This is a genomic window from Streptomyces sp. NPDC127038, from assembly GCF_042725875.1.
In the GTDB taxonomy this organism is placed as follows: domain Bacteria; phylum Actinomycetota; class Actinomycetes; order Streptomycetales; family Streptomycetaceae; genus Streptomyces.
This window is the reverse complement of record NZ_JBHXDQ010000004.1, coordinates 148730-161123: the sequence shown is the minus strand read 5'-3', so window position 1 is coordinate 161123 and position 12394 is coordinate 148730. Positions and strand designations below refer to the sequence as shown.

General features: G+C 73.5%; 11 protein-coding genes. 3 read left to right on the top strand and 8 right to left on the bottom strand.

The window, feature by feature from the left end; translation table 11 throughout:
* Positions 1-177 precede the first annotated feature (177 nt).
* The 4 genes from egtD to egtA are packed head-to-tail and all read right to left on the bottom strand — an operon-like array spanning position 178 to position 4623.
* Positions 178-1152 (bottom strand): L-histidine N(alpha)-methyltransferase, encoded by a 975-nt coding sequence (gene egtD, locus ACFWI4_RS04780; protein WP_387191014.1) that lies wholly within the window; start codon positions 1150-1152, stop codon positions 178-180.
* Complete coding sequence (gene egtC, locus ACFWI4_RS04775; protein WP_385400957.1) at positions 1149-1940, bottom strand: ergothioneine biosynthesis protein EgtC; 792 nt, start codon at positions 1938-1940, stop codon at positions 1149-1151. The genes egtD and egtC overlap by 4 nt, the downstream gene beginning before the upstream one ends.
* Entirely contained in the window at positions 1940-3271 is a 1332-nt protein-coding gene (gene egtB, locus ACFWI4_RS04770; protein ID WP_387191012.1) for an ergothioneine biosynthesis protein EgtB, read from the bottom strand. Before egtB ends, egtC begins: the two co-directional genes overlap by 1 nt.
* Positions 3268-4623 (bottom strand): ergothioneine biosynthesis glutamate--cysteine ligase EgtA, encoded by a 1356-nt coding sequence (egtA, locus tag ACFWI4_RS04765; protein ID WP_387191010.1) that lies wholly within the window; start codon positions 4621-4623, stop codon positions 3268-3270. The genes egtB and egtA overlap by 4 nt, the downstream gene beginning before the upstream one ends.
* 256 nt (positions 4624-4879) lie before the next feature.
* On the opposite strand from egtA, the gene ACFWI4_RS04760 reads away from it, so the two are divergent.
* Entirely contained in the window at positions 4880-5713 is an 834-nt protein-coding gene (locus tag ACFWI4_RS04760; RefSeq protein ID WP_387191008.1) for a TIGR02452 family protein, read from the top strand.
* 48 nt (positions 5714-5761) lie between these two features.
* On the opposite strand, the gene ACFWI4_RS04755 is transcribed toward ACFWI4_RS04760, so the two are convergent.
* The 4 genes from ACFWI4_RS04755 to ACFWI4_RS04740 all read right to left on the bottom strand — a co-directional run bounded on the left by ACFWI4_RS04755 (position 5762) and on the right by ACFWI4_RS04740 (position 9807).
* Positions 5762-6217, bottom strand: a complete 456-nt coding sequence (locus ACFWI4_RS04755) for a type II toxin-antitoxin system PemK/MazF family toxin (protein WP_387191006.1) — start codon at positions 6215-6217, stop codon at positions 5762-5764.
* Positions 6218-6445: 228 nt separating this feature from the next.
* Positions 6446-7933 carry an SPFH domain-containing protein gene (locus ACFWI4_RS04750; protein ID WP_387191004.1) on the bottom strand — a complete coding sequence of 496 codons (1488 nt, stop codon included), beginning with the start codon at positions 7931-7933 and terminating at the stop codon, positions 6446-6448.
* Positions 7934-8137: 204 nt separating this feature from the next.
* Complete coding sequence (locus ACFWI4_RS04745) at positions 8138-8356, bottom strand: hypothetical protein (RefSeq protein ID WP_387191002.1); 219 nt, start codon at positions 8354-8356, stop codon at positions 8138-8140.
* Positions 8357-8382: 26 nt separating this feature from the next.
* Positions 8383-9807: an amidase gene (locus ACFWI4_RS04740; protein WP_387191000.1), complete on the bottom strand. Its 1425-nt coding sequence runs from the start codon at positions 9805-9807 to the stop codon at positions 8383-8385.
* A gap of 169 nt (positions 9808-9976) precedes the next feature.
* Between ACFWI4_RS04740 and ACFWI4_RS04735 the strand changes: the two genes are divergently transcribed.
* Together ACFWI4_RS04735 and ACFWI4_RS04730 are read left to right on the top strand one after the other, a co-directional pair.
* Entirely contained in the window at positions 9977-11011 is a 1035-nt protein-coding gene (locus tag ACFWI4_RS04735; protein ID WP_387190998.1) for a LacI family DNA-binding transcriptional regulator, read from the top strand.
* A 151-nt stretch (positions 11012-11162) separates the two neighbouring features.
* The gene (locus ACFWI4_RS04730) at positions 11163-12377 is read left to right on the top strand and encodes a 4-hydroxybenzoate 3-monooxygenase (RefSeq protein WP_387190996.1); all 1215 of its coding nucleotides are present in this window, start codon (positions 11163-11165) and stop codon (positions 12375-12377) included.
* Positions 12378-12394 lie beyond the last annotated feature (17 nt).

Here is a 12394-nt window from a genome sequence, read left to right as displayed (position 1 = left end):
ACGCCGGCACGGGCGGGCACGGCCGCGAGCATACCGATCATCGTCCGGACACCCCTGTGGCCGAAGCCCTGCCGGACGAGCCCGGCGCCCGGTTCCCGGTCCGGAACGCCCCGGCCGGGGACACCGGCCCGCCGCCGTGACCGACGCGGAGGGCCGGAATCCCCGGTGAGGGGAGCCTCAGGGCGAGAGGTCCGCCGCCTCGCTCAGGGACAGGGCGAACAGGCCCTCCGCGTCCGTCCACCAGTGGGTCAGCCCGAAGCCCGCCGCGGCCAGTTCACCGCGGACGCCGTCCGCGCGGAACTTGGCCGAGATCTCCGTCCGCAGTTCCTCGCCCTCCGCGAAGTGGACCGCCATGTCGAGCGCGGGGATCTTCACGGTCTGGGCGACGCGGGAGCGGAGCCGCATCTCGATCCATTCGTTCGCGGGGTCCCAGAGCGCCACGTGCTCGAACGCGTCGAGGTCGAAGTCGGCGCCGAGTTCACGGTCGACGACGCTCAGCACGTTCTTGTTGAACGCCGCCGTGACCCCTGCCGCGTCGTCGTAGGCGGTGACGAGCACCGAGGTGTCCTTGACCAGGTCGGTGCCGAGCAGCAGGGCGTCGCCGGGCGACAGCAGCGACCGTACGGACGTCAGGAACCTCGCGCGTTCGGCCGGCAGCAGATTGCCGATCGTGCTGCCGAGGAAGGCCACGAGCCGTGGTCCGGGGGTGTCCGGGAGCGCGAGGGCGCCGGTGAAGTCGGCGATCAGGGCGTGGACGTTCAGATTCGGCCGCTCGGAGACGAGTGCCTGACCGGCCTGGGTGAGCGCGCTCTCGCTGACGTCCACCGGCACGTAGGTGTGCAGGCCCGGCAGCGCGTCCAGCAGACGGCCGGTCTTCTCCGACGAACCGGAACCGAGCTCGACCAGCGTGCGGGCGCCGCTCGCAGCGGCGATCTCGCCGGCCCGCGCGAGCAGGATCTCGCGCTCGGCCCGCGTCGGGTAGTACTCGGGGAGTTCGGTGATCTTCTCGAAGAGCGCGCTGCCGTGGGCGTCGTAGAACCACTTCGGCGGGAGGGTCTTCGGCAGGTGCCCGAGGCCGTGCAGGACATCGGCGCGCAGGGCCGCGTCCGTGGCGTCCTCGGGAAGGGTGCGGGTCAACTGGAACGGACTCACGTACGGGGCTCCTTGCGCTGTGCGGATGCCATGTCGTCGCTCATGTCCTTGAGCGGGGTGAGCAGTACGTCGGTGCGGCCGGCGGTCAGCAGGGTGCGGTCGGGGACCTCGCGCCAGAGCGGGTCGTCGTCGTGCGGCTCGGAGGCCACGAGGGTGCGGCGGCCCGGCTCGATCAGATACCAGAGGGTGTCGCCCCAGGCGGTCGCGCTGATCGACTCGCCGTCGGTGAGCAGCAGGTTGAGCCGCGACCCGGGGGCCGCCTCGGCGACCTCCGTGACGGTGTCGGCCAGCGCCTGGCCCTGCTCGTCGCCGGCCCGCAGCCGGCGCAGGACCAGGGCCCACACGAACGCCGCGTCGCAGCGGGCCTCCAGGGACAGCAGCTCGGCCGGGGGCAGCGCCGACACGAGCGGGGCCAGCGTGCCGGGCCAGCCGGGGACCGCGCCGTTGTGGCTGAACAGCCAGGGGCCCGCGGCGAACGGCGCGGCCGCCGCCTCCCCGTCCGCGCCCGCCACGGTCGCGTCCCGCACCGCGGCGAGCAGCGCCCGCGTCCCGACCACCCGGGCCAGGTCCGCGAACGACTGGTCGCCCCAGATCGGGCCCGTGCGCCGGTAGCGGGCCGGGACCGGGTCGCCCCCGGCGTACCAGCCCACCCCGAAACCGTCGGCGTTGACCGTCCCGTGCCGCTGCCGGCGGGGCGCCCACGACTGCCGGAACAGGCTGTGCTCCGGTGCCACGAGGAGCGCTCCGAGCTTCTCCTCGCCTCCCAGGTACGCCAGATGACGGCACATCAGGTATCTCCGTCGCGGGCCGTGCGGAACCCGGAGAAGATCTGCCGCCGGATCGGGTAGTCCCAGTTGCGGAACGTGCCCCGGCAGGCCACCTGGTCCACCGCGAACGAACCGCCGCGCAGCACCTTGTACTCGGGACCGAAGAACACCTCCGAGTACTCCCGGTAGGGGAACGCCACGAACCCGGGATAGGGCTCCAGATCGCTCGACGTCCACTCCCACACGTCGCCGATCAACTGCCGTACGCCGAGGGGCGAGGCGCCCGCCGGATAGCTGCCCGCCGGGGCGGGGCGCAGATGGCGCTGGCCCAGGTTGGCGTGGACCGGGGAGGGGTCCTCGTCGCCCCACGGGTAGCGGGTGGAACGGCCGGACACCGGGTCGTGCCGGGCCGCCTTCTCCCACTCGGCCTCGGTGGGCAGCCGCCGGCCGGCCCAGCGCGCGTACGCGTCCGCCTCGTACCAGCACACGTGCAGCACCGGCTCCTCGGGCGGCACGGGCTCCGTCACCCCGAAGCGGCGCCGCAGCCACCGTCCGCCCTCGCGCCGCCAGAACAGCGGCGCCTCGATGCCGTGCGTACGGATGTGGTCGAGGCCCGCCGGGGTCCACCAGCGCTCCTCGGCGTAGCCGCCGTCCTCGATGAAGGCCTGGTACGCGCCGTTCGTCACCGGGGTGGTGTCGATGAAGAACGACGGGACGGTACGGCGGTGCGCGGGACGCTCGTTGTCGAGCGCCCACGGTTCGGTGGAGGTGCCCATCACGAACGGGCCCCCGGGCACCAGGACTTCGGCCGGTCCGGTGAACGGCTCGGCGGGCGCCGGGTCCGGCGCGGTGAGGGCGGTGGGCCCCCGCCGGAGCTGATGGGTGATCAGCATGGTCTCGTCGTGCTGCTGTTCGTGCTGCGCGATCATGCCGAACGCGAACCCCGACTCGGTCAGCCGGGTGCCCTCGAACGCGGCGCTCTCCAGGACGTCCAGTGCCCGGCCACGTACCTCGGCCGCGTACGAACGGGCCTCGGCGGGCGGCAGCAGCGGCAGCGACGGCCGTTCGGACCGCGCGTGCTCGAACGCGTCGTACAGCCCGTCGATCTCGGGCCGCATCGCCTCACGCCCCGCGACCGCGCGCAGCAGCCACAACTCCTCCTGGTTGCCGATGTGCGCGAGGTCCCACACCAGCGGGGACATCAACGGCGAGTGCTGCGCCGTCAGTTCGGGGTCCTCCACACACGAGGTGAGCAGGGCCGTGCGGTCACGGGCGGTGGTGAGCGCGTCCAGGGCGCGCTGCCGGAGCGACTCCGGATCCGTGCGCGGTTCGGAAGCGGTCGTGCCGGTCATGTGCTCATGTCCTTCCCGTCGGACAGGCGCTGCGGGCCGCCGGCCGGGCTGCGTCCCGGGCGGCCTTCGTGATGGGCGGGGCGGCCGTCGTGGCGGGCCGCGGAGACGGCCAGGTCGTCGGCCGGGCAGCGGCCCCGGGCCACATAGCGGTCGGTGAACGCGGCCACCGCGTCGAGCACCTCGGTGCTGGCACCGAGCCGGGGCAGCGCCTCGTACGCGGCCGCGAAACAGACGGCCGCGGCCTCGCGCAGCTCCGGGTCGGAGAGGCCGAACCGGGCCGCGTCCCGCCACAGCGGATTGCGCGGCGCCGGCCCGGGGCCGGCCCGCTCGGCGAGCGGCTTGACGGTCCGGTAGGCGATCTCGGCCGCCTCCGGGTCGTCGAACAGCGCCGCCGTCACCGCGAGCGGCACGATCCAGCCGTCCTCGCCCGGCTGGGCGTCGATCATGCGCAGCTCCAGGTGCCCGCGTGGCCGCACCGGCGGGAACAGCGTGGTCATGTGGTACGCGAGATCCGTCCGGTCCGGTGGCGCGTCGGACCTCGTCCAGTCCCGGAAACTCAGGCCCTCCGGGACCACCCAGGGCGCCTCGGTCCCTCGTACGCACATCACCGGGGCGTCCAGCACACGCCGGGCCCAGGCCGCACGGGGATCACCTCCCAGCGGCGGCGCGTCGCTGCGGCCGGGGTCCATCGACGCCCACAGCGACTGACGGGTGGAACGCCACCCGGTGTGCCGCCCGCCGGCCATCGGCGAGTGGGCGAACGCCGCCACCAGGACCGCGCCGAGCTGATGGGCCAGCCACCAGCGGCGCCCGTGCCCGAGCGGGCCCGGCTCCTCGTACCCGGCGTCCAGGCACACCTGGACCGAGGCCGACGTGCACATCATGGCGCGGCCCTCGGGCCCCGCGCGGTCCAGATACCGCTCCATGGCGTCGTACCTGGGCTCATGGAGATAGCGGCTCGGGGGGTTCCAGGGGTCCTGGCCGAATCCGCTGAGGCCGAGATCCGCCTCGCGCAGGGTCGCGCGTACGGCGTCGAGGTCGGCCGAGACGGACCGCACGCACTCCATCAGGGAGGCGGCGGGGTCGGAGCTGAGCTCCAGCTGCCCGCCGGGTTCGACGGTGAGCGCCGAACGCAGGGGCAGGGTCCGCAGTGCGGCATAGGCCGCTTCGAGTCGTTCGGGTGATACGGGGAGCCGCGGCCCGCGCAGCTCGTGGACCAGCCATTCCACCTCGACACCGAGGAGGCGGGGCGGACCGGTCTTGAAGCAGATGCCACGGACCAGTGCCTCCACCTCGGCCTCGGTGACGGCGGAGCGTCGTCGCTCCGTACAGTCACTCACCGAATCGGACATGTCGGGATCCTCCTGAGATTCCACCATGCCGCCGGCCCGGGGTCTGGTGGGCCGGACCGACAATGACCGTTCCACCCAAGACCTTCTCGCCGGTTCGCACAAGGGTGCAAATCGTTGCTTCGGGGACCGGGACGCACTGTTTGCGGCGCCGGGAAACTCTGTTGCGCCGCAGGACCAGCATCGCTCACGATGCGTTCATGGGCACGACGGGGGAAAGCACGCAGGCCGCGCCCGTGGCACGTACGGGGGTCGCGCCATGAGCGCGCGTCTGCGTGCGATCGCCCGGGAGACCGAGGAGATCGTGGCGGCCGGCGGCTACCGCGGTCCCTCCGGGGGCACGGTGTCCATCGCCGCGGCCGTCGAGGGCGCCCGGGCCGGGACCCGGTTGCACGGACCGGAGCCGGTGGAGATACCGTCCGTGACCGCGGTCGTCACTTCGTACGAGGTCACGGGCGAGAGCAGCCTGGAGGCGGCCCGCCGGCTGACCTCGGGGGGCGCGGGCCCGGTCGCCGTGCTGAACTTCTCCTCGGCGCGCAATCCCGGCGGCGGCTATCTGAACGGGGCGCAGGCCCAGGAAGAGGCCCTGTGCCGGGCCTCCGCGCTGTACACCTGTCTGCTGCGCGCCCGTGGCTTCTACGACCACCACCGCGCCCACCGTGACGCGTTCTACACGGACCGTGTCATTCACTCGCCCGGCGTACCGGTGTTCCGGGACGACCGCGGCCGGCTCCTCGACGAGCCGTTCACGGCCGGTTTCCTGACCGCCGCGGCCCCGAACGCCGGGGTCGTCCTGCGCACCGCCCCGCGGCGGGCGGCGGAGCTGCCGGGCGCGCTGGCGATCCGCGCCGAACGCGTCCTGGAGACGGCCGCCCACCACGGCTACCGCCGTCTGGTCCTCGGAGCCTGGGGCTGCGGGGTCTTCCAGAACGACCCGGAAGAGGTGGCGCGGGCCTTCCGCGGGGTGCTGGCCGGGGGCCGCCTGGAGGGGTACTTCGACCACGTGGTCTTCGGCATCCTGGACCGCACCCCGCACCGGACCACCCACCGGGCCTTCGACCAGGTGTTCGCGCCCGAGCTCCGGGGCGTGTGAGGCCCCGGGCCGTCGCGGTGCCGTCCGGTGCGGTCGGCGGAGGAGCGCTCAGCGCCAGCCGTACAGCTCCTTGAGCCGGTGCACCACGGAGTTGAACCGCATCCGGTCCAGCGCGCACGCCTCCCGGCGCATGCCCTCCTCGTGCAGCCGCATCACACGGTCCACGTTGACCCAGGAGTCCCGGCCGGTCCGGTCCCAGGGGCCGCTGCCGATGGCCACCCACTCGCGGTCGCCGTTGTGCTCCTTGCTGGAGAGCTGGACGGCGAGCAGCGTCCCCTCGGTCTCCCGGGCCACGACCAGCACCGGGCGGTCCTTGCCCCGGCCGTCGTTCTCCTCGAAGGGCACCCACGTCCAGACGATCTCACCGGGATCGGGGTCGCCGTCGTGCGCGGGGGAGTACTCGGTCCTCACGGCGCCGACCTCACGGGGCTCGGCCTCGGTGGTCGCGGAGGGGCCGTAGCGGCCCGGGACCTGGTCTTCTGTGTCATCGGTAAAGGCGTTCACGTCGGCCACCGTAGAGGCCGCGTCCGAAGCCGTAGCGGGCGGGGCCCGGGCCCGAGGCCCCCGCGGGGAACCGGGACCGGGTCCAACTCCCCGGCGGCGCCCGCCGTACGGCGTCACCCGTGCCGGGGGAACGGCACAGGGCGTACGGGAGCAGTGACTCAACTCCCGTACGCCCCAACCTCATTGCTCAGAACTCCTGGGCCGGCGCGCCCCGGTGGGCCGGCGGCCTCATCCCTCCTTCTCCACGGGCACCTTCTCGCTGACCGGTGCCACGACCCCGTTGAGTTCCACCGCCGGGTTCTTGGGCCCGCTCCCCTCGGGGTTCATCGAGGCGAGCAACTGGCGTGCCAAGCCGAGGCCGGTGCCGCCCATGGTGAGCGCCTTGGCGAACAGGTCCGACATGCCGTCGGCGCCGTTGAGCAGCACCATGTGGTCCACGTTGCCGAACGCGCTCGCACCCGCCTGGACGATCTCCGGCCAGTGCTCGGCGAGTTGCTGGGCGACGACGGCCTCCTGGTTCTCGGCCAGCGCGGCGGCGCGGGCCTGGATGGCCTCCGCCTCCGCGAGACCCTGCGCCCGGGTCGACTCGGCCGTCGCCAGACCCTTGGCCCGCGCCGCGGCGGCCTCGGCCTCACCGGTGGCGCGCGTCGACTCGGCGGCGGCCGCACCCCGTGCCTTGGTCGCCTCGGCCTCGGCGTTGGCGGCCGTCTTGACCCGCGTCGCCTCCGCCGCCGCGGCCAGTTCGGTCTCCCTGGCCTGGGCCTGCGCCGCCGAGATCCGCGCGTCACGCTCGGCCTCGGCCCGTGCCCGGATCTCGTACGCCCGGGCGTCCGCCGGCTTGCGGACGTCCGCCTGGAGCTGCTGCTCGCGGCGGTGCGCCTCCAGCTCGGCGACCCGGGTCTCCTGGACGACGACGTCCTGCTGAGCGGCGGCCGCGGCGAGCGGGCCGGCCATCTGGGCCGTCGCCGCCGCCTTGTCCCGCTCGGCCTGGTAACCGGCCTGCTGGATCTCGCTGTCCCGGGTGGCCTCCGACATCCGTGCCGCGGCCTTCTGCTCGGCCTCGGTCGCCAGCCGGTTCGCCTCGGCCTGCGCGATACGCGCGTCACGCTGCACGGCGGCGGCGTGCGGCATCGCCAGGTTCCGGATGTACCCGGTCGGGTCCTCGATCTCGTGGATCTGGAGCGAGTCGACGATCAGACCGAGCTTCTCCATCTCCGTGCCGCAAGCGGCCCGGGTCTGACCGGTCAGCTTCTCCCGGTCCCGGATCATGTCCTCGACGGTCAGCCCGCCGACGATGGACCGCAGATGACCCGCGAACACGTTGTGCACGCGCTCCGCCATCATCTTCTGCTGGTCGAGGAAACGACGCCCCGCGTTCGCGATCGACACGAAGTCGTCGCCCACCTTGAAGATGACCACGCCCCGCACCTTGAGCGGAATGCCCTGGGTGGTCACGCAGTCCACATGCAGTTCGGTCTCGTTCAGGTCGAGCGAGATCTTCCGTACCGCCTGCACGCCGGGCAGAACCAGCGTGCCGCGCCCCGTGACGATGCGGAAGCCCATCCCCTCTTCGAGACCTTCGGTCCGATGCTTCGAACCGGAGATGATCAACGCTTCGTTGGGCTCCGCGACGCGCCACATGAGCTTGAAGACCACAACGACGAAGATCAGTGCGAGGACGACAGTCCCCGCCACGACGCCGATGACCATCGGCATACGCCCCCTTTGCATGGTGCCCTTTCGGCACCGAACGAACGGGAGTGTGCTCCTCGCCGCCACCCGGGTACAGGGCCCGGGGAATCCTTGTTGCGTTCTTGACGCATACGGCTCTCACCTGGGACGAGTGAAGCTCAACTGTCGTGTGTACGGACGGAGTTCACCCCTCCAACAGGTGGGGTTCCGGGGTCGGCGGGAGCGCCGTCAGCTGTCGTAGGCGGCCGATACGTAGACCGTGCGCGGGGGCAGGTACTCCACCACCATCACCACCGTGCCCCGCTCGATGCGGTCACGCGGCGCGGCCGGGTACGCGAGGAAGTGCTCGGCGCCGCCGCGCACCCGGACCATCACCTCGCCGACGAGCCCGGGCCCGACCGTGCCGGTGACCCGTCCCACCAAACCGACCATCGAGGCATCGTCCATGGCCCCAGCGTAAGACCGGAACTCGGCTAAGCGGCCCGGGAGTTCGCGACGGCTTCATGCGGAGGCCACCGCTCGTGCCAGCGCAGGTCCGCCTCCAGCTGCGCGGCCAGCGACACCAGCAGCGGCTCGCTGTCCGCAGGGCCGAGCAACTGCGCCCCGACCGGGAGCCCTTCGCCGACGAACCCTGCGGGGACGTTGACGCCCGGCCAGCCGAGGATGTTCCACGGCCAGGCGTAGGGGCAGGCCGCGATCATGGCCCGGTCGGTGCCGATCCCGCTCAGCCCGAGCATCGAGCCGATCCGCGGCGGGGGAGCGGCGGTCGTCGGCGCGAGCAGCACGTCGTAGACGCCGAACAGCGCGCCGACGCGCCGCTGGAGCGCCGCCTCGGCCCGGCGGGCGGCCCGCAGCGGCGCCCCGCCCAGCAGCCGGCCGACGCGCGCGGTGTCGTGGGTGCGCCGGTCGAGGAGCTCGGGGAACGGCGAGGTGCGCACGCGTTCGGCGACGCCCGCCGTGGCGCGCGGGACGAACGTGAGCCCGATCGGCCCGTAGCGCGGCTCGGCCTCCTCGACCGAGTGCCCGAGCGAGGCGAGCCGCTCGGCGAGCGCGAGGACCCTCTCCCGTACGGCGGGGTCGAGCCGCGCGGGCAGCGCGGTGAAGGGCGGTTTCAGGGACAGCGCGATGCGCAGCCGCCCGGGGTCCCGGCCCACGGCGTCGTGGACGCGCAGCGGGGCGGGCCGGTGCAGGTCGCCCTCGTGGCCGCCGCTCGCCGCGTCCAGCAGCAGGGCCGCGTCCGCGACCGTGCGGGCGAGCGTGCCGTTGACGGTGATGCCCTGGAAGGACTCCGGGCACGGCCAGGTCGAGATCCGGCCGCGCTGCGGCTTGATGCCCACCAGATGGGTCCAGGCGGCCGGGATGCGCACCGAGCCCGCCCCGTCCGAACCCAGCGCCGCGGGCACGAGACCGGCGGCCACGGCGGCCGCGGAGCCCCCGGACGAGCCGCCCGGGGTGTGCCCGTGGTGCCAGGGGTTGCGGGTCGCGCCGAAGGCCGGGCCCTCGGTGAAGGGCCACTGGCCGAGCTCGCAGGCGTTGGTCTTGCCGACCACGACGGCCCCGGCCGCGCGCAGCCGTCGTACCGCCTCGCCGTCCTCGGCGACCGGCGGGAAGTCACCCCGGCAGCCGAACGCCGTCGGCTCGCCCGCCACGTCCATGTCGTCCTTGACCGCGACCGGCACCCCGAGCAGTGGCCGCCGCCCGCCTGCCGCCAGTTCCGCGTCGGCCGCGTCCGCCTCCGCGAGGGCGGCCTCGGCGCGGACCAGCCGGAACGCGTTCACCGTGGACCGGGTGGCCTCGATCCGGGCGAGCGCCCGCTCGACCAGCTCGCGCGAACTCACCTCGCCCGCGGCCAGCGCACGCGCGCTCTCGGTCAGCCCTGGGGCGCGGTCGGGATCCATCCGGGTCACCTCCGAAGCGGTCGTCTACCGAACGGTAACCTGTGCTGGGGCGCTGCGGTACGGGGCCTGCAACTCCCTTTTCGGAAGCGGCAGTTCCAGCGATCCGGGAGCCGATCGGGTGCCCCGCCGCGCGGTGGGGCGAGGGCCCTCTGCAAGGATGCCTGCCGTCATGGTGCAGATACCGAACCAGTCCGCCCAGCCGGCCCCCGCCCGACGGCCCGTACCGACCAGTGCCGACGTGGCACGCCTCGCCGGAGTCTCGCGCGCGACCGTCTCGTACGTCCTGAACAACACCAGCGCCGTCCGCATCAGCGAGCCCACCCGGCGCCGGGTCCGCGAGGCCGCCGAGGAACTCGGCTACGTGCCGCACGCGGCCGCCCGCAGCCTGCGTGCCGGACACAGCCGCATGGTCCTGATGCCCGCCCCTGCCGTCCCCGTGGGCCCGCTCTACCACCAGTTCTTCGCCGAACTCCAGTCCGAGCTCGGGCGGCTCGACTACACGGTCGTGCAGTACGGAAGCGTCGGCCTGCGCGGCGACGAGGCCGCCCGCGCCTGGGCCGAACTGCGCCCCGTGGCCGTCCTGGTGCCCGGCAGCGGCCTCGGCCCCCAGGGGTTGGCGGTCCTCAAGCGGGCCGGCGCCCGCGCCGTGCTCACGCTGGGTCCCGAACGCGTCGAGGGCGCCCACGCGCTGCTCATGGACCACGACCGGGTCGGCCACTGCGCGGCCGCCCATCTGCTGTCGGTGGGCCGCCGCCGCGTGGGCGTGGTGATGCCCGAGGAGAGCGGACTCGAGGTCTTCTCGCGGCCCCGCCTGGACGGCGTACGCAGGGCCCTGAGCGGTACGGACGCGACGGTGACGGAGCTGCCCCTGGCGTACGAGGAGGAGGCCGCGTCCCGGCTCGCCGCGCGCTGGCGCTCCCTCGGCCTCGACGCCGTCTTCGGTTACAACGACGAGTACGCGATGCTCCTGATGCGCGCGCTCCAGGACGAGGGCGTGGCCGTGCCCGAGGAGACCGCCGTCGTGGGCGCCGACGACCTCATGCTCGGCCGGCTGCTCAGACCCCGGCTCAGCACCGTGCACCTCGACCTGCCCTCGGGCCGCGACCTCGCGGAACTGGTGGACCGGGCGGTCCGCGAACCGGGTGCCGGACCCGGGACGCACGAGGTGCTGGGTGCACGAGTGGTGCATCGCGCGTCCAGCTGAGAGAGGCTGGTGCCGCGGCGGGCCGGCCGGGAGAGGCCGGTGGCCGCGGCAGGCGGCATCGGCGCGGCCCGTGCGCGGCCGGGCCCCGGACCGGTCACCGCGCCGGAGCCCGGGACGGCGGCAGCGGACCCTCGGACAGCGGAGGCGTGTCATGCGGACCACGGTCGGCATCATCGGCGGAGGCCCGGCGGGGCTGCTGCTGGCCCGGCTGCTCCACCGGACCGGGATCGACTGTGTCGTCCTGGAGAGCAGGACGCGCGACCACGTCGAGCACCGCCAGCGCGCCGGCATGCTGGAGCAGGGCACGGTCGACGCCCTGCGCGCCTGCGGGGCGGGCGAGCGGCTGGACGCCGAGGGCCTGGTCCACCACGGGATCGAGCTGCGCTTCGAGGGCGAGCGCCACCACGTCGACTTCCCCGGGCTCACCGGTGGCCGGACCGTCACGATCTACGCCCAGACGGAGATCGTGAAGGACCTCGTCGCCCTCCAACTCGCCGACGGACCGCCCCTGTTGTTCGAGGCCGAGGCGCTCGCGGTGGAGAAGCCGGACAGTGCCTCGCCCGTCGTGCGGTTCACCCACCAGGGGCGCGAGCGGACGCTGACCTGCGACTGGGTGGTGGGCTGCGACGGCGGTCACGGCGTCGCGCGCGCCGCGTTCCCGGCCGGGACGGGCCGCTCGTACGCGCACGACTACCCGTACTCCTGGCTCGGCATCCTGGCCGATGTGCCGCCCTCCTGCGAGGAGTTGATCTACGCCAGGGGCGCCGGGGGCTTCGCCCTGCACAGCATGCGCTCCCCGACGGTTTCCCGGCTCTACCTCCAGGTCCCCAACGGCACCGACCCCGCCGACTGGAGCGACGAGAGCGTCTGGGACGAACTGGCCGCGCGGTTCGCTGTCGACGGCGACTGGCGCCTCGAACGCGGGCCCGTCACGGCCAAGTCGGTCACCCCCATGCGCAGTTGGGTGCACGAGCCGATGCGCCACGGACGGCTGTTCCTGGCCGGGGACGCCGCCCACATCGTGCCGCCGACCGGCGCCAAGGGTCTCAACCTCGCGGTCTCCGACGTACGGCTCCTGGCCCGCGGCTTCGCCGCGCTGCACCGCACCGGTTCGACCGAACTCCTCGACAGTTACTCGGAGTTGGCGCTCGAACGGGTGTGGCAGGCCACCCGGTTCTCGTACGACATGACTAGAATGTTGCACGCTCAACCAGATGGGGATGCCTTCGAACACCGGATGCAGCTCGCCCGGCTGCGCCGGATCACGGCCTCCCGCCCCGCAGCCGCCGAACTGGCCGCGAACTACACGGGACTTCCACTGCCCCGAGCCGCAGGGCCCGGCGAGTCCCCCGCTGCTGATCAGTGAACGATCGGAGAGCCGAC

Excerpts from the sequence above, each read along its gene's own strand:
- ACFWI4_RS04740 (WP_387191000.1), bottom strand. The coding sequence starts at position 9,807 with ATGGATCCCGACCGCGCCCCAGGGCTGACCGAGAGCGCGCGTGCGCTG.
- ACFWI4_RS04730 (WP_387190996.1), top strand. The coding sequence starts at position 11,163 with ATGCGGACCACGGTCGGCATCATCGGCGGAGGCCCGGCGGGGCTGCTG.
- egtB (WP_387191012.1), bottom strand. The coding sequence starts at position 3,271 with ATGACCGGCACGACCGCTTCCGAACCGCGCACGGATCCGGAGTCGCTC.
- ACFWI4_RS04735 (WP_387190998.1), top strand. The coding sequence starts at position 9,977 with ATGGTGCAGATACCGAACCAGTCCGCCCAGCCGGCCCCCGCCCGACGG.
- ACFWI4_RS04745 (WP_387191002.1), bottom strand. The coding sequence starts at position 8,356 with ATGGACGATGCCTCGATGGTCGGTTTGGTGGGACGGGTCACCGGCACG.
- egtA (WP_387191010.1), bottom strand. The coding sequence starts at position 4,623 with ATGTCCGATTCGGTGAGTGACTGTACGGAGCGACGACGCTCCGCCGTC.
- ACFWI4_RS04750 (WP_387191004.1), bottom strand. The coding sequence starts at position 7,933 with ATGCCGATGGTCATCGGCGTCGTGGCGGGGACTGTCGTCCTCGCACTG.
- ACFWI4_RS04760 (WP_387191008.1), top strand. The coding sequence starts at position 4,880 with ATGAGCGCGCGTCTGCGTGCGATCGCCCGGGAGACCGAGGAGATCGTG.
- egtC (WP_385400957.1), bottom strand. The coding sequence starts at position 1,940 with ATGTGCCGTCATCTGGCGTACCTGGGAGGCGAGGAGAAGCTCGGAGCG.